Annotated in this window: 12 protein-coding genes; 6 read left to right on the top strand and 6 right to left on the bottom strand. The window is 52.9% G+C overall.

Features of this window, described 5'->3' with window-relative positions; genetic code table 11:
- Nucleotides 1-255 precede the first annotated feature (255 nt).
- Both RW114_RS10685 and RW114_RS10680 read right to left on the bottom strand, forming a co-directional pair.
- Nucleotides 256-3,930 carry a DUF3683 domain-containing protein gene (locus RW114_RS10685; protein WP_340122737.1) on the bottom strand — a complete coding sequence of 1,225 codons (3,675 nt, stop codon included), beginning with the start codon at nucleotides 3,928-3,930 and terminating at the stop codon, nucleotides 256-258.
- Between the two features lie 147 nt (nucleotides 3,931-4,077).
- Nucleotides 4,078-4,248 (bottom strand): aminotransferase class V-fold PLP-dependent enzyme, encoded by a 171-nt coding sequence (locus tag RW114_RS10680; RefSeq protein ID WP_340122736.1) that lies wholly within the window; start codon nucleotides 4,246-4,248, stop codon nucleotides 4,078-4,080.
- A 71-nt stretch (nucleotides 4,249-4,319) separates the two neighbouring features.
- Between RW114_RS10680 and RW114_RS10675 the strand changes: the two genes are divergently transcribed.
- On the top strand, nucleotides 4,320-8,129 hold the full coding sequence (locus RW114_RS10675) for a hypothetical protein (protein ID WP_340122735.1): 3,810 nt from the start codon (nucleotides 4,320-4,322) through the stop codon (nucleotides 8,127-8,129).
- Nucleotides 8,130-8,226: 97 nt separating this feature from the next.
- Here RW114_RS10675 and RW114_RS10670 read toward each other — a convergent pair whose 3' ends face one another.
- A complete protein-coding gene (locus RW114_RS10670; protein WP_479687030.1) occupies nucleotides 8,227-8,601 on the bottom strand; it encodes a PLP-dependent cysteine synthase family protein in 375 nt (124 codons plus the stop codon).
- Nucleotides 8,602-9,193: 592 nt separating this feature from the next.
- Here RW114_RS10670 and RW114_RS10665 point away from each other — a divergent pair.
- The 3 genes from RW114_RS10665 to RW114_RS10655 all read left to right on the top strand — a co-directional run bounded on the left by RW114_RS10665 (nucleotide 9,194) and on the right by RW114_RS10655 (nucleotide 14,441).
- Complete coding sequence (locus tag RW114_RS10665) at nucleotides 9,194-9,694, top strand: hypothetical protein (RefSeq protein WP_340122734.1); 501 nt, start codon at nucleotides 9,194-9,196, stop codon at nucleotides 9,692-9,694.
- Between the two features lie 271 nt (nucleotides 9,695-9,965).
- Nucleotides 9,966-11,765: an ABC transporter transmembrane domain-containing protein gene (locus RW114_RS10660; protein WP_340122733.1), complete on the top strand. Its 1,800-nt coding sequence runs from the start codon at nucleotides 9,966-9,968 to the stop codon at nucleotides 11,763-11,765.
- A gap of 318 nt (nucleotides 11,766-12,083) precedes the next feature.
- On the top strand, nucleotides 12,084-14,441 hold the full coding sequence (locus RW114_RS10655) for a putative bifunctional diguanylate cyclase/phosphodiesterase (protein ID WP_340122732.1): 2,358 nt from the start codon (nucleotides 12,084-12,086) through the stop codon (nucleotides 14,439-14,441).
- A gap of 131 nt (nucleotides 14,442-14,572) precedes the next feature.
- Here RW114_RS10655 and RW114_RS10650 read toward each other — a convergent pair whose 3' ends face one another.
- The 3 genes from RW114_RS10650 to RW114_RS10640 form a co-directional block, all read right to left on the bottom strand.
- The gene (locus RW114_RS10650; RefSeq protein WP_340122731.1) at nucleotides 14,573-15,007 is read right to left on the bottom strand and encodes a c-type cytochrome; all 435 of its coding nucleotides are present in this window, start codon (nucleotides 15,005-15,007) and stop codon (nucleotides 14,573-14,575) included.
- Between the two features lie 65 nt (nucleotides 15,008-15,072).
- Nucleotides 15,073-15,792 carry a cytochrome b/b6 domain-containing protein gene (locus tag RW114_RS10645; protein WP_340122730.1) on the bottom strand — a complete coding sequence of 240 codons (720 nt, stop codon included), beginning with the start codon at nucleotides 15,790-15,792 and terminating at the stop codon, nucleotides 15,073-15,075.
- A gap of 182 nt (nucleotides 15,793-15,974) precedes the next feature.
- A complete protein-coding gene (locus RW114_RS10640) occupies nucleotides 15,975-16,865 on the bottom strand; it encodes a dienelactone hydrolase family protein (RefSeq protein ID WP_340122729.1) in 891 nt (296 codons plus the stop codon).
- A gap of 82 nt (nucleotides 16,866-16,947) precedes the next feature.
- Between RW114_RS10640 and RW114_RS10635 the strand changes: the two genes are divergently transcribed.
- Nucleotides 16,948-17,190 carry a P-loop NTPase family protein gene (locus tag RW114_RS10635; protein WP_340122728.1) on the top strand — a complete coding sequence of 81 codons (243 nt, stop codon included), beginning with the start codon at nucleotides 16,948-16,950 and terminating at the stop codon, nucleotides 17,188-17,190.
- Nucleotides 17,191-17,218: 28 nt separating this feature from the next.
- Nucleotides 17,219-17,609: IS4/Tn5 family transposase DNA-binding protein (locus tag RW114_RS10630; RefSeq protein WP_340122727.1), on the top strand; the 391-nt coding region annotated here is incomplete at its 3' end.

Raw genomic sequence — 17,609 nt, 5'->3', positions numbered from 1 at the left:
AAGCTGGAGCTTCCGAGACTGGGTTCCCAAGCTGGAGCTTGGGAACCAGCGCGTGAATGAGATATGTCTCTGCATCGCTCGTATGTGGCTTGCGGAATACGGGATGATCGGAACCACGAAGCCCGTGATTCCACAAGCCACAGCCAGGCTATTCGTTACCCGCTACTCTCGCTAGTAATCGCTGGTTCCCAAGCTCCAGCTTGGGAACCCAGAAGGCGAAGCTCTAGCTTCGCGAAACAGGAAAACGGGGTCCCATCAAAAATTAAACGCCTTAGCCTTCCCCGCCTGCACCTTAAACTGCTTCAACCACGATTTCCCGGATAATTTCTCAGCCAACGCCACGGCAAGATGCTGCGGATCAACACCCATGCCCTTGTTCCGGCCCAAACCCTGCATACAGGAAGGACAGTTGGTCAGGATGGTGGCTCTGCCTTTTTCCGGCATCGCTTCGGCCAATGACTCGCGTTTGCGGTGCAGCATCGAGGCGGAAATGTCGGGGCGCGACAACGACAGCGTTCCCGCCTCGGAGCAGCAATTGGGTACCGGCTGAACGCTACCGAATCCGCCGAGCTGATCGAGCACGTCCAGCGCCTTGCCGTCCAGGGAGTCATGGCACGGCGCGTGATAAAGATAGGTCTCGCTGCCTGTGCCTTCTAATTGCAAGTCCCGCTCCAGCGCATAACGGGCTATATCGACCAGCCTGCCGCCAAACAATTTGGCCGCTTCCATCTCGTTCAAGCCCTCGCGGCAAGTCCCGCAGGTCACAACGCAGCCGTCGAACTCCAGATGGGTAAACATATCCCGGATTTGGTTCAACAGGATGGTCACGCGCAAGCCGTTTTGCGAATGCATTTCGGCCTGGCCGTTGGCGTAGGCCGGAAATCCGCAGCACAAGAACGGCGGCGGTAATACCACCCGTGTTTTCAAGCCCATCAAGACATGGATCGCAGCCATCGATATGTCGGACACCATGCGCTCGGAACCGCAGCCGGGAAAATAGAATACGGTGCGTTCGGCTTCCTGATCGGGTTCAAACACCAAAACCTGATCGTCCTTGCAGTCGGGTAACAGATCCCGCAGTGTAAGTGCCGGCACGGTCGGCATCGGCGAGCTCAGCAGTTGCAACGGGTAATGCTTGGACTGGCCTTTTTTCGGTTGCAGCGGCTTGGCTAATAGCGTGCCCAGCTGCTGTCCGACAAAACCGGCCCGAAGCACGCCGAAACGGAACACTTTATTGAAAGTCGGCGAGTCGCTGTGCAGATAGCGCAACGTCATCTTGGTCGCCGCGGCCGTGTGCTTATAACCCCAATCCGCCAGAATCCGGCGTTCCAGCACTGATACGTCGGCGGAATCGATATCGACCGGACAGGGTTTGGCGCATTTGTGACAGGTCGTGCAATGATCCGACACTTCTTCCAGCCACTGCAGCAGTTCAAATTTTGTCGAATATTCGCGCTGCGCATCGAACAGCAAGGCTTCGATAATCGCACCGATCGCCAGGTTCTTGTTACGCGGATGATAGAACAGGCTGCCCGCAGGGTGAAAAACGCCGCAATCGGGTTTGCATTTTCCGCAGCGCACGCAATGGGCGATTTTGTTCGCCAGCTCTTCCAGCTGGCCGTGGCGCAGAATGCGCGCTTCCAGCCCCAACAGGTTGAACGATGGCGTGAAGATATGTTCCAGCACGTCGAAATCTTCGAGCTTGCCGGGGTTCATCAGCCCGGTCGGGTCGACTTCGCGGCGATAGGCGCTCAGCGCCGCGATGCGTTCCGGTTCCAGATACTTGAGTTTGGTGACGCCTATACCGTGCTCGCCGGACACCACGCCGCCCAGTTCGACCACCTTGAACATGACTTGGTCGATGACTTCGCCGGAGCGTTCCAGCATGTCCCGATCATTGGACAGCACCGGCAAGTTCACATGCACGTTGCCGTCTCCGGCGTGCATGTGGGTCGCCAGCACGATGCGCCGGTCGCGCACTTCCTGATGGGCAAGATTCACGGCGGCGATAATTTTGGGAAATCCGCGCGCCAGTTCGGCGAATTCCTTTTTGAACTTTTTGATGATCGACAGGCTGCGCAATGTTTTTTCGTCGGCGGTAGGCAGCGCGTTTCTGGCCGTTGCATCAAGCTCCAACGCAACGCTTGATCGGGCGTCGAATGAATCGTTATTGTCTTCAACCGGCGGTTCGCGGAATAATGCGGCCGCCCGGTCAAGGAACGTCAGCTGGGCATAACGCTCTTCTTCTAAATTGACCTCGTCGATAAAACGGGCAAATTCGGCCAGCGTTTCCAACGGAATAACGACGTCCTCATTCAGCTTGAAGGCATTGGTGCGCCTCGCAATCGCGCCGAATTTTTTGCGATCGGCCCAATATCGTTCTGCTTCGGCAGTATCGCGGGCTTCAAATAGTTCGCTGTTCGGGTGCTGATCCAGAATAGCGCGTATTTTGTCAATGCCACGCTGGGTCTGATCTAAAGAATGTCCGGCAACATCGATCAGCAGTACGGCTTTCGGCGTTTTGAACCGGCTCGATTTGACCTGATAGTCGATTGCGCGCACATATTCGTCGTCGAAATGTTCCAGCGCCACCAACGTATCTTCGCCTTGATCCGGAAACGGGAACGCCTTGGATAGCTCGACAATCACGCGGCTGGCTTCTTCCATGTCCTGGCCGAAGAACTCCAGGCAAATCGTGCGCGTGGCTTCGAATTTAGGATAAAGGATAAATTCCGCCGAGGTGATGATGCCGTCGGTGCCTTCCTTTTGCAGACCCGGAACTCCGCCCAACGCCTTGTTGGTGATGTCTTTCCACAGGCCTTTCTTCCTGATTTCGCTGCCTTTCAAGACAATGGTCTTGATCGACTCTCCGCTCTTTTCGTCAGACACTTCGAAGGTCACTTGATCTTCCGGCAGGATTTTACGCAACTGATGATCGGTTCTGCGCACCACCCAACGTTTGCCGCCGGGCATCGCCATCCGCCAGGAAATCAGGTTATCGATGCAGGTACCCCAGCGCACCGCGCACTTACCGCCGGCATTTTCGGAAATATTGCCGCCTATCGAGGACGCCCAGGCGCTGGTCGGGTCGGTTGCAAACACCAAGCCCCGACTGCCGGCGTATTGGTGGGCTTTTTCGGTAATAACGCCGACTTCAACTTCAAGCACCTGGGCCACGGCGTTCTGTCCATCCCAAAGCTTAAATTCCATGTCCCGCGTGCCGCGAATGCGGTCAAGCTTTTCGGTGTTAATCACCACGCAGTCCGGCCGTAGCGGAATCGCGCCGCCGGTCAGCCCGGTACCGCCGCCGCGCGGCACCGCTTTCAGGCCCATTTTGGCGATGGCGGTGAGCAGCGGCGCCAACTGCTCTTCTTTATCGGGCATCACCACCGCTACCGGCAGATACAAACGCCAGTCGGTCGCATCAGTGGCATGAGAGACCAGCGTGAACGGGTCGAACAATACGTTACTGACGCCGGTAACAGCGCCCAGCTCTCTTTTCATCCGGCGACGCAAGCCCGGCACTTTTTCGACATCGTTGCGGAACTCGTCCAGCAGTTGGCGGGACGCGACCAGCACCTTATGCACCCTGGCTTCGTCGCCGATATTCTGTTCGATGATGCCCAAGTGCTTTTCGGCATTTTCGAACATGCGCTTGCGCCTGCCGGCCGAGGTCACCAGCTCCTGGAACAGATAAGGATTACGGCGGTAAATCAGGATCTCGCCGAAAAAACGCATCAGCAACCGGGCGGAGCGCCCGGTTACGCGGCGGTCGCGCAATTCCTCCAGAATCAGGGCTATTTCCGTCCCCAGCAGGAAAGACACGACCTGCCAATCATCCGCCGAGGTATAGTTGAACGGAATTTCCCGATAGCCTCTAGGAATGGTTATCGTAGCGTTGGATTCAGTTTTCAATGTAGTCGGCGACATGTTCAATCCTGTCCGGGGTAGTCATCATAAGATATTGTCTCTTAAATGATTGTGACGGTGAAGGTATTCGTTTTTCTGGAATCGTATCTATGGTGTTATACAGATAAATTATGACGAATCTTCGGGGGCATGTGTACAAGCGGCAGTTTACCGAACGACACGCAAATGCGAAACCGACTGAGCGCCGTCCAGCAACACCCGCGCATCGACCCGATGCGCCATCTCGATCATTTCCCGAGCGGGCGTCACCATGCCCAGTGCGTTGGAAACCTGCGTGAACGACACCAGTTTGGTATGCGAATTCAGCAATCTAAGCAAACAACAAGCACCTCAACAATTTTAAATTTCAGTTAACATGCTTTTACGTAACACTTTTCATGAGGCGCTCCATGCAAGATCAACAGCAAATCACCAGCACAAAAATTGCAGATTGGGCGAACACAAAGGAAGCTCAAGCTTTCTTGCCAAGACTGATTCGGCGTTTGATTCACGCAACTGTTGCCCCCGAAAGTTGCGATTTCCCGGCGGGCGATTCGACCAGCCTGCCGGGTTGGGATGGCGAATTGTTATGTAGCGAAGAATCAGCTTGGACGCCAACCGGCACCAGTTTTTGGGAGTTAAGCTGCGAGAAACAGCCAAAGACCAAAGCGGACCGGGACTACGATAAGCGAACCGAACAGACCGATGCAATCGCTCGTAGCCAAACGGCTCTCGTTATCGTCACCGCCCGTAAATGGCCCGGAAAAAAACAGTGGCTCAAGGCAAAACAATTAACCGGGGAATGGAAGGAAATTCGAGTTTTCGATGCCGGTGATCTTGAGCAATGGCTGGAACAGTGTTGGCCTGTCGCTTTACAGTTCGCCGAAGAATTGGGACTCAATGGCCCGGAAGTCGAGAGTGTATCCAGATACTGGAAAACTTGGTCCGGCCAAACCGCGCCCGCCATTTCCACAGAGGCATTTTTCGCCAGCCGCGAACATTCCCGCGATAGCCTGCTTGCCAATCTTACCAAATCGCCCGCTCCCGAAATTTACCGGATCAAAGCCGATAGTGCGGAAGAAGCGGTGGCTTTCGTTTGTTGCGTTTTATCCGGTCAGGAAAATCTGGCATCTGCCAGTTTAGTCGTCACTGATGCAGCCGGTTGGCGTTACGCGCAAATGCATAGCTCTATCAACGTGGCAATCGCCGCCAGGCCGGAAGTTGCCGAGCGGCCGGCTTTACGTTCCGGCTTGACTATCGTCGTACCGTATGCGGCTGGAGACATGTCTGGGTATTTTCAAAGGAACGCTGACGGTAAAAACGATGTGGATTTAGTCGTCGAACGCCCGGATATTTACCTGTTCGAAAAGGCATTGCAGACTATGGGATTCAATGAAGGCGATGCTCACCGGACCTCGGCCAATACCGGTCGCTCGTGGTCAATCTATAGACGGCAATTTGCACAAAACCCCGCCATTCGCACCCCTGCTTGGCTAACAATGCCGCAAGCCAAAGCGCTCTCCGTACTGTGCTTGCTCGGCGCTTGGTCGGGAAACTTTGCCGAAGACAAAAACCTGGTTTCGGCGTTGGCCGATTGCGCTTACGAAGACATCGAAAAAGACTTGCGCCATCTTGCCCGGCAAGACGACGCGCCGTTGTTAGCCATCGGCGATGTCTGGAAAGCCAAATCGGCGCTGGAATTGCTCGCCCTGTTCGGCGAACGTATCAGCAGCGATGAATTGAATCGTTTTTTCGACATTGCCGAACAAACGCTCGCTCAACCGGACCCGATATTGGAAATGGCGGATGAACAACGCTATGCCGCGCAAATTTACGGCAAGGTGCGGCCTCAGTCCGGTTTTTTGCTTGATGCTCTATGCGATACCTTAATCAAGCTGGCCGTAATGGCGACGCAACTGCCGGGTTTGCAAGCCGCCCGGCTCGACGACCGGGTTGCGGGATTAATCAGCCGGCTGTTAACTAATGCGGATGGCGAGCGTTGGCTATCGCTGTCGTCTTGCTTACCGGAACTTGCCGAAGCAGCGCCCGATGCGTTTCTAAAAGCCGTCGAACGCAGTCTCAACCAAGCCGACTTGCCGGTTACGCGATTGATTACCGAAAGCCGCAGCACGGGCATCATGGGAGGGCGCTGCTGGCATTCCGGTTTGTTATGGGCCTTGGAAACCGTGGCTTGGGACCCGAAGCGATTTCCACGCGTGGCATTGATTCTGGCGCGGCTGGTTCATGTACCCTATGCCAGCAATTGGGGAAACACGCCGATGGCGAGTTTGCACGGCTTGTTCCGAAGCTGGTTGCCGCAGACAGCGGCTACAATCGAGCAACGGATCGCCGCGCTCGATTTGTTGATAGACAAGGATCAAGAGGTCGCATTCCGTTTGCTCGATGACCTGGTTCATACCGGCCTAAGTTCGGCGACGCCCGCCGCCCGCCCCAAATGGCGTGATGACGATGCTGGTTTTGGTCGTGACGTTACTGAAGATGATTATCGGCAAATGGTAATGGCTGCGGCCGACCGCATGATCGCTCTCGCCGAGAGCAACCCGCAACGCATAGTCACACTGATCGAAAAACTGGGCGTGTTCGACGAACAACGTGTTCGGCAAGTCTTGGCGCTAATCGATCCATACCTGGAAAATTCCGCCACCGATGAAGACCGTGAATCGATCCGAGCCGCACTGCGAGTACGTATTCATCAACAGCTCAATTATGACCAAGAGCACGACACATTTACCGAAACCGAATTAAATGCAATCGAGCAAACTTACCGGCAACTGCAACCCAACGATTTACTGATCCGCCATCGCTGGTTGTTCAAGGATGGCTGGCTCGGTGATGTTCCATGGAAAACTCATGGCAATCACGATGCATCCTTGGAGCAGGTCGAGCAACTGCGCATCGATAGCTTACAAGAAATTCACGCCACGTTTGGCATGCAAGGCATCGAGCAGTTAGCCGATGTTTGCGGCAGTCCGTATTGGCTGGGGACGACGCTAGCGAAATTGGAAATACCCGAGGACCGGCTTGCCGCATGGCTATTCGAAAATGGCGGCGACTCGGCCAACAGCGCACCGCGAACCGAATTGATCCGCGGCTTGTTACGCGCACTGGACATTTCCAGGGCCTTGGCTCTGTTACAAAACGCCATACCAATGGGCATAGCAGCCGGTTGGACACCGGAACGTATCGCAGGTCTATGGATGCTGATGCCGCATTGCCCGGTGGCTTGGAATGAAGTATCGGCTTGCGGACAGGCGGTCGAGTCGGCTTATTGGTCGGCAGTGCAGCCGAATTTTTGGGCACGCGATGCCTCCGAAGACTTAGACTTCATGCTTGGCCGATTGCTGGGAGCGGGGCGACCGAGAACCGCATTTGCGAGCTGCCGTTACAATCTGAACAATGTCGAAGCGGATATTCTGGCAGAGATGCTGGAGCGCTTTATTGCCGGTGAAGAAACTGACGGCCCTTTGCTGGATTCGTGGGCTATCGGGCAGGCATTGGAAGCCTTACAAGCTTCGCCATTGATGGATAGGCAACGGCTTATCCGTATCGAATTTGCGCTGCTTCCTGCGCTTAGATACGGTAACGAGCCGCAGGCGAAAACCTTATACGACGCGCTGATGTCCGAACCGGCGCTATTTAACGAACTGCTTTGCATGGTTTACAAGCCGCGTCACGGCGAGCGGAAAATCGAACCTTCCGAATCCGAGCGAGCTCTGGCGGAAACCGCATGGCGTGTACTGCGCGGTTGCCGATTGGTTCCCGGCACGCAAGCCGATGGTTCAATCGACGGTGTGGCGCTTGCCCAGTTTGTCGATAATGCCCGCCAGCTTTGCCGCGAGGCCGACCGGTTGGAAGTCTGCGACTCGACGCTAGGCCAAGTTCTGGCCTATGCACCGGCAGGTTCGGATGAAATATGGCCCTGCGAAGCGGTACGCGAGCTGCTCGATCGGCCCGAACTTGAAGACATGCGACGTGGCGTTCAAATCGGGATACACAACAAACGCGGCGTCACATCACGCGCTTGCGGTGAAGGCGGCAATCAGGAACGCAGGCTGGCGGATTATTACCGTCAACAGGCGCAAGCGCTTGCCTGTAGCCATGTCTATGTTGCCGAAGCCTTGGAAGCCATGGCCCGCAGCTACGAAGCCGACGGAGTTAGACACGATCTCGATGCGCAATTAAGCCGGGAGCGGTTTTAATGAAATAAAAAGAATCGATAGCAATAGGGCTTCAGCATCCTATCATGCTCACCGATTACCAACCCTGTACCGTGTCGATGAAAAAGTGGCGATTTCTTCAGCCATTAGCAATGACACCTTCCGTCAACACCAGCTTGGCGCCATAGGCAATCAGCAGTTTACGGCGCTCCAGACTCATGGTCTCCGGCATCGTCAAGGTCAATGGAATGCCCCGCGCCGCCGCGACGAACGCCAGCGCAATGCCGGTATTGCCGCTGGTCGGTTCGATCAGTTCCTTAGCGGGACCCAGCAAGCCTCGGCGCTCGGCATCCCAGATCATCGCCGCGCCGATCCGGCATTTAATCGAATAAGCAGGATTGCGGCCTTCTATTTTTGCCAACAGGGTGACCGGCTCACCATCGATGATGCGGTTAAGCCGAACCAACGGAGTCTGGCCGATGGAGTGGGAATTGTCTTCGTACCAATGTGACATAAGAATCTCCTGTGATTTCAGCCGCTAAGCTGCCTGGTGAGCAATGTTCGAGTAACTGTCAGCCAAATTTTGGCCAAAAAAAAGCCAGTGATCTCCAAGGAAAGGGATTCACTGGCTTCCGGTTGTCCGGTCAGCTTGCGTTTTTTATAAACTACTTTAAGTCGTTACGTTCTGTCAAGGCGCATAGTTGTATTCTCTCGAACACCCAACAACACCTTAGTTTATCTATTTATTGTACTAGGAGGCTATCCGAGAATAGCCATAAAAATAAAGCCCCATATTCCTTACCGCCCTATTTTCATAAAGCAGCCCAAACCGCCACAAAACATCATTTAAATATTCAATATAAACAATGCATTATGTTATAATTCGCAGAAAATAACATCATTGGGTCACGCCATGCCAGCTCCTTTCAAGTCAAGTCCGGTTGAATTTAATCAATACCAGTTATTTCCTAGGCATATTTTTGATCTTCTCCCGGAAAATCACGAGGATTACGTCTATTGGCTGATTACCTTCGACCCCCGACCCCCGGTTCAAAAACTAATCGTGGGAACTGGAAAATGCAATAAAAACCGGCGTTCACTTCAGGATGCTGATTTTAAAAGCCGACTGCCGAAGTGGCGAATTGCGCGCCCAGGAAACCAACGGCTTTAATCTGTACGAATTCAATGAATATTCCAAACTGTTTAAAGTGTCGCTAGAGGATGTAATCAGCCGCATAGACAACACTATATCAGGCTCATTGGGGGTGTTTGTCTACGACGGCCTACCCAGCCTGCCGTTGTTTATAATAATTCGTAAGGAATCCAAAAAGGTGGAAGTCTATAACAGCTTTTATCTCACCGAGCCGGTTTCGAAAATGCCTTATCCGCATTGGGAAACGGAGCTTAATCCCGGTAATCAGGAGCTGTTCGAATCGGATCACTGGAATATGTCCGAACTGTTTCTCGACTACTTCAAAAAACGCTGGGAAATGGAAAAAGAAAAACTTCATGTCCCAGAAAACGAAATCGATGAAAATAAAAACTTTATCCATGCCCCAAGCTTGGCCATAGATAAATGCGTCGAGCTGTTTATTGGAATGAAATGATCTTGCCCCAAATCTCAGTCGACGTGACGGGGATGAAACCGAATCCGGCAACAAAAGAGGTAAACGACACAGCAACGGAAAAAAGCCACCGAAATGATGAAGCACTGCCGAATGTTTCTTGCAGGTCGTTTTTTACCTGTAGCATGACAGCCGAAATCCAGTCAAATGAGGTACATCCTGGAGTTTGGTAATTCTCCCGTATGAATATTTTCTCGTTTTGATTCTACAAGACATGAGAGAATGAAACCCACATCATCAAACACGACCACGGATGTCTATCTCGAAATCGATCCAACCCGACCCCACTCGACACCTATCTTCTCTTAAAGATTTGTGGCCTTTTATGCGCCCCTATCGGGGCAGAATAGTTCTGGCTTTAGTGCTGCTATGCCTAGGCTCGGCCACCATCCTGTTGGTTCCGTTGGCGTTCCGCGACCTGATCGATTTTGGTTTTGGGGAAAGGCAAAACACCGGAGGCGGTCTGTTGGGTGCGCTGAGTTTGAACGGTCACTTCGCCGTGTTATTCGGCTTGGCGTGCCTTTGGGCATTGACCGTAGCAGTGCGTTATTACACCGTGACTTGGGTAGGCGAGCGGGTGACGGCGGATTTACGCAGTGCTGTATATGCGCGGGTACTGGCGCAATCTCCGCAGTTTTTCGAGACCTTGCAAACCGGCGAAGTGCTGTCACGCCTGACCGGCGACACCATTCTGATCCAGACCGTGATCGGCAGCTCGATTTCGATGTGCTTGCGAAGCCTGTTCCAGTTTGTCGGCGGGATGGTCATGCTGGCGGTGACCAGTTTTTATCTGTTCTCTCTGAATCTAGGCTTGATGGCATTGCTAACGTTGCCCATCTTTGCCATCGGTCGCAAAGTCAAAAAACTTTCGCGTGAATCGCAGGACAAAATTGCCGATGCCTCGGCGCTGGCTGGAGAGATCCTCAACGCGGTACCGACGGTTCAAGCTTACACACAGGAACAACGAGAAACCAAACGCTTCGCCGACCGCGCGGAAATCAGCTTCATGACCGCCATCCGGCGCACCCGCTTTCGTGCGGCATTGACGGCGATCGTTATCATAGCCGTGATGGGCTCCATCATTTTCGTGTTGTGGCTAGGCGCAAACCAGGTGCATGCAGGCAGCATGACGGGCGGACAACTGGCTTCTTTCGTCCTTTATGCAACGTTGGTGGCGGGCGGCGTCAGCACAATGGCGGAAGTATGGGGCGATGTCATGCGTGCGGCAGGTGCAACCGAGCGCTTGCTGGAACTGCTCCATGCACAACCCGCCATCGTCGAAATCACTACCTCACAACCGTTACCGCAACCTGGAAAAGCCGAGATTCAATTCGAACATGTCAGCTTCCGGTACCCGTCGCGCATGCAGACAATCGCGCTTGATGACATTAGCCTCAACATCGTATCAGGGGAAGTCGTCGCGCTAGTCGGCCCTTCCGGTGCGGGCAAGAGCACCCTGTTCCAACTCTTATTGCGTTTTTACGATACAACCCACGGCACCATATCCTTCAACGGGCGAGATATTCGCCAACTTTCATTGCATGAATTGCGTAACAAGATTGCCATCGTGCCGCAGGATTCGGTGATCTTCTCAGCCAATGCCATGGAAAATATTCGCTACGGCCGTCCCTCTGCCAGCGATGATGAAGTGATGGCCGCCGCCAAATCGGCGCAGGTTGAAGAATTCATCAAGCGCCTGCCGGATGGCTATCAGACCTTCCTCGGAGAACGCGGTACTCGTTTGTCCGGCGGGCAGCGGCAGCGAATCGCCATCGCAAGAGCCATTTTGAAAAATGCGCCACTTTTATTGCTCGACGAAGCCACCAGCGCACTGGATGCGGAATCAGAAATCTTAGTGCAGGAAGGGTTGAATGCAGCCATGCAGAGCCGAACCACCCTCATCATTGCCCACCGGCTAGCCACAGTGAAGAAGGTCGACCGCATCATCGTGTTGGATCAAGGACGTATCGTCGAAATCGGCTCACCGGAAGATTTACGCAAACAGAGCGGACTGTACGCCAAGCTCGCAAACTTGCAATTCGACGTTCAGTAATGCACGGCTCATTGGTGGAAAAGTTAGAATGATCACCTTGGATTCAGGGTGTGTAATATTTGCCATAGGCAAATAAGCGATCATGATCTCTCGGTCGCAATTCGGCCAATTACAGACGATCATGGATGTATCAAAATTGTAAAATGAAGCCTGCCAGACGAATATAAAATGTGCTTTAACTTGTGTTGTAACTATCTTCTACTAATCGAACGGTTACAGGTAAAATTCCTTATTTATAGGTTACTGTTTAGACACTATAATTAAAATTATCCTATACTAGCTTTACTTACTTTAAAAGTTTCTTGGAATTCATAGGTTATGGAAATGATCTACTTGGCCTATGGCTTGGCTTTTTTCATGCTGGGCGTGGTTGCCTTTATGCTGCCAAAGTATAATACGACGTGGCACTTCGCCCCGCATCTGTCGCTGCTGGCAGCGTTCAGCATTCTGCACGGGATGGTGGAGTTTATTGAAATGCAGAGACTGGGCGACTCAGCCGAGTGGTTAACTAGATTGGGCGGCCTGTTGCTGCTAACCTCCTATCTGCCGCTACTGGAGTTTGCCCGTCGTACCTGGAACAGCAATCAGGGTTCGGTTCGGCTACCTGCGCCTTGGGTGTATGGCACTGCGAGCTTCGGGGTGGCAGCGCTGACGCCGTGGGCGGCCGAACCCATGGCGAGCACGCATTTTTTGGTCGGCGCCCTGGCTGCACTGCTAACCGGTGTTGCGCTGTTCGCCACCCCGCGCGCGCAGGGAAAAATATACACAACCCTCCGCAACGAGGTCTGGCTGTGCATCATAGTGCTGGCATTCATCTGCTACAGCTTGTCTACCCTTTTCCTTTTCCTGCTCCAGAACGATCCGCCTCTGCCAACATGGTTGCCAACGCAGGCAGATTTCCTTGCGTTGTTTGGCATTCCCGTCCAGTTATTGCAAGCCGCGTGCGCCGTGGCGGCGACTATGGGACTCGTCTCGCTGCTGCTCCTCGCTGGTAAAAACAGCCCGATAGACGCCACCGCCTTCGGGTGGTCGCAGGAAGCGATAGTCATCGCCGATACCAATAACGTTATTTTGCGCGTCAACAAGGCCTTCACCGAATCCACTGGCTACACGGCCGAGGATGCGGTGGGCCATAACATGAACTTGCTCAAATCAGGGCGCCATGATGATGTCTTTTATAATGCGATGCAGGAAAGCATCAATCACACCGGAACCTGGCAGGGGGAAATCTGGGATCGGCGCAAGAATGGTGAAATCTACCCCTCGTGGTTAACCCTCACTGCGGTGAAAGATGCCGCCGGTGCGGTCATTTATTACGTTGGTACGCATCTCGACATCACCCAACGCAAAGCAGTGGAGGAAGAGATGGCGCGTCTGGCCTTCTACGATCCGCTCACCCATCTGCCCAACCGTCTGCTGTTGCAAGAGCGGTTGAAGCAGGGCATCAAAGTGGCGCGACGTGAAGGCAAGCAACTGGCCTTGCTGATGCTCGATCTGGATCGTTTCAAGGCAGTCAACGACAGCCTGGGGCATCTGGCGGGCGACGAGTTACTGCAACAAGTCGCTGAAAGAATCACAACCCGGTTGCGCAGTGTAGACATGGTTGCCCGTTTGGGCGGCGATGAATTTATCGTGTTGCTGGAAGATATTGCTTACCCGGAGGATGCCGCACGGCTCGCTGAAGAAATCGTCGCCGATTTAAGCAAACCCTTTGGGTTGACCCGTAGTGACGATGTGCGGATTGGCGCCAGCATTGGCATCAGCATTTATCCACAACACGGTGACAGCTTTGAAATACTCATGGATCATGCCGATAAGGCGTTGTATCAAGCAAAAGACCTGGGGCGCGGCTGCTTTGCCTATTTTTCCGCAGACCTGACGATTGCTGCCCGTGAGCGTATTGAGTTGGAAAGCCGATTGCGCAGGGCGGTTCAACAACAGGAACTGCATGTGTTCTACCAACCGCAGGTGGATATTGCCAGTGGCCGCATTGTCGGCGCTGAGGCATTAGTGCGCTGGCAAGACCCTATCGAAGGATGGATTCCGCCTTTCCGCTTTATTCCCATTGCCGAAGAAACCAGTTTGATTTTGGAGATTGGCGAATGGGTGTTGCGGGAAACCTGTAACCAGGGTCAGTTTTGGCTGGCTTATGGACTACCTCCATTAACCCTGGCGGTTAATGTTTCCCCACACCAGTTCCGGCGTAGCGACATTAACGCCTTGGTTGCTAAGGTACTGGCCGAAACCGGTTTTCCGGCAAAGCATCTGGAATTGGAAATAACCGAAAGCGGACTGATGGAGAATCAGGAGAACGCGACGGGTATTCTCAACTGCCTGCGTGTTCAGAGCATTCGCCTTGCCATTGACGATTTCGGCACCGGATATTCGTCGTTGGCTTATCTCAAAAGTTTCCCTTTGGATGTGCTGAAAATCGACAAGAGATTTATCGATGATATTCCCCATAGTAAAGACGGTATGGAAATCGCCGCCACCATCATCGCCATGGCACATACACTGGGCTTAAAAGTCTTAGCAGAAGGCGTAGAAACGCCGGAACAACTGGCATTTCTACAGGAAAAAGGCTGTGATATGTATCAGGGCTTTATCAAAAGCCGCCCCCTGTCTGCGACAGAGTTTGCCAAGTTATTGCACAATCAACAGCGGAATGAGTTATAAAGCCAATAAAACATTGAAATCGATTTGACTGACCGGAATGGGTCGAGAGCAGCAATACACTGTATCCCAAGCTCCGGCTTGGGATACAGTGCAAATGAGTACAGCGCACTTAACTCACCCGACAAATATCTTCACTCCTTGATACGAATCAAATCATGGCAGCCCTTGCAGGATTCGCCAACCTTTCCAAACTGGGCCTTGATCGCATTGACGTCACCGGTTGCCGCGACTTTCGCCAATTCGTTTGCGGCCACGTTAAAGGCGTTGGCCGCTATCGTCACTTCTTCTTTTTTCTGGAAGAATTCAGGCTTGAGCCGGCTTTGTTTCCAGCCCACGCCCTGGTCCGTACCTTCACCGTACAGTGCGCCCAATCCGGAATTGGCAACCGCCGCAATCGCATTGGCGGCCGCAGCGACAGCGTCCTTGTTAAAGGTTTCGGGATGATCAACGACTTGGCTTTTGATTTTCCCGACATTCCACGCCGCAAAAGAATAGGCCGACTGCCGGAATCTTATCTGTTCTTCAATCGGACCGGCTATCGCCGCTGTGGTTGAAGCAGTAAGCAATAAGGTGAGTGCTAGTTTTTTTTCATTTCTTCAGTTCCTGTGTGTTATAAAAATAGTTAAGCGGTTTAAAAACTTGACGGCGCTTGTGCGGTTTGTTGCGGGCCGGGCACCGGATAGAGCTGCGTTATTCCACCCGAAACGCCCCAGGCCACCGTGCTGGGAATGATCAAAGACAGAATAAAACGCATAGCGCCAAATTCCTTAACATGATTGGTCGCAACGGCTTCCGCCAGCGCGGTGGAAATTTTCTTTTTTCCGGTCAGCATCGGCGCGACAAGATTGGTTTTTTTAACCCAGCGGTAAAAGATCAGGGCGACTAAATGCAGCCCAACCAGCGCCAGCAAAAAGTTGAATGAGATGCTGTGCCAGCCGGTCAATTTATTGCTAAAAGACTTGTCGACCAGGTTGAACAATGGCCCCTCAAAGGCGATGTCGTCGTTGGCAAACAAGCCGGTACCCACCTGCACTGCCAGGACGGACAGCAGCGCTAACACTGACAACGCGCCCAGCGGATTATGACCGATACCCTGCCAACGGCCTTTAAGGTAAGCGGCAATTCGCGGAACGGTAGGGAAAAAAGTTACAAAGCGCGAATGAGTCGAACCAATAAATCCCCATATAAGGCGAAACACCAGCAATCCCAAAATAAAAATGCCCAACCGGCCATGCCAGTCTATCAATGCGCCGCCGATCTTGGCGGTGATATAAGACGCAATCACCGAGGCCACGAGCAGCCAATGAAACAGCCGGTGCGGCAAGTCCCAAATATGAATTGTAACTTTCATCTTGATTCTCCTTTTAACTGGCGTACTTCACAGAGCAGCCGTACGGTTTGGTGCTGGATTTGGCCGTTTGCGCAAAAGTGAAACTCACTAAAGCGATTTGATAAAGTCGATGTAAAAACATCATTGACTCCTTATTCATTAGTAAAAAAACCGTGCTCGGGAACAGCCTGACCTTGTACGGCTTAGCTACGCAGATGCTTGTTAAAAAAAGCGATGGTCCGCTCCCATGCCAACTTTGCCGCGGCCTCGTCGAAACGCGGCGTGGTGTCGTTGTTAAAACCGTGTTGTTCGCCCGGATAAATGTAAGCTTCGTAGCTGATTCCCGAGGCTTTTAGAGCGGCCTCGTAAACCGGCCAACCGGCATTGATGCGTTCATCGTCGCCGGCATAATGCAGCAACAGCGGCGCTTTGATTTTTGCGGCATCTTCGGCGCTAGGCTGACTGCCGTAGAAAGGCACGGCTGCCGCCAGATCGGGAAGCTGCGTCGCCAGGAAATTAACGATGCCGCCGCCGTAACAAAAGCCTACCGCGCCTACTTTGCCGTTGCCTTCGGGCAGATTTTTCAGAACTTCGGCGGCGGCGATAAAGTCGGCACGCGTTTTGGTTTGATCCAGCGATTTGAACAGCTCGCGCGCCTTATCCTCATCGCCCGGATAGCCGCCTAACGGGTACAGCGCGTCGGGAGCGAAGGCAATAAAATTATCCAGCGCAATACGCCGGGCAATATCTTCAATATGCGGATTCAGGCCACGGTTTTCATGCACGACCAGCACCGTCGGCAGGTTTCCGGTGAATTGGGCCGGCTGAACCAGATAGCCGCGAATCTTGCCGTAACCTGAAGGCGAGGGATATTCCACATAGCTCGCCGAGATCCGTGGATCATCCAGTCCTATCTGCTGCGCCTCGGCAAAACGCGGACTGAGTGCCTCAAGCAAACCCTCGGCAGTCAAACCGATCAGTGTGTATTTTGCGACCGAAACCAAAAATCCCCGGCGCGATAAATCGCCGTGGACGTATTTGTCGAATAGTTTCAGCGCTTCCGGATCGAAGTCTTTAGCTGTTTTGCGTGTCATGGTTTCACCTGTTAATTATCGTTTCCACATGTAGGATGTGCTGAAGCATGAAGCGCATCAATCGCGAAAGATGCGCTTCACTTTGTTCAGCACATCCTACGCACTGGGTTCCCAAGCTGGAGCTTGGGAACCAGCGCAAACCCAGGTTGAATCGTTGTTTATCGACAAAGGCTTCGGCAGTCTGGACCCGAAAACGCTGGATATAGCTATCGCCAGCCTGGACACCCTGCAAGCCTTGGGCAGAAAAGTCGGCGTTATCTCGCATGTGCCTATTTTGGTGGAGCGGATTGGGGCTAAAGTCATCTCCTTACACACAAGTTGTTAAGATTTAGTAAAGTAGAATCATTTTAGCTATGAATTGGGCAAATACAGAATTTCGTAATTTAGATTTAGGTGATAAACGACTAAAGAATAGAGCCATAAAGCTAATCGAAAACCTAGCCAAGTCGCCAAAATCAAGCATACCTGAATCATGTCAAGGTTGGGCAGAGACGCAAGCAACCTATCGTTTTTATGCCAATGAAAATGTGACCTGGGATAAGGTGCTTGAAGGACATGCAAATAACGTGGAAGAACGTATCCGCCTAAGTGACTCAGCGGTTATTTTATGCCTGCAAGATACAACGGAACTAGACTTCAATGGACAGCAGACCGAAGATTTAGGGCGCTTGTCTTATGATGCCCAGCGAGGGATGTACCTTCACCCAACGTTATGTGTAACACCGGATCGAATCCCTCTAGGAG

Source organism: Methylobacter svalbardensis, from assembly GCF_037671525.1.
GTDB classification, from domain to species: Bacteria; Pseudomonadota; Gammaproteobacteria; order Methylococcales; family Methylomonadaceae; genus Methylobacter_A; species Methylobacter_A svalbardensis.
The sequence above is the reverse complement of the archived record's forward strand: the minus strand, read 5'-3'. Positions and strand labels throughout refer to the sequence as shown.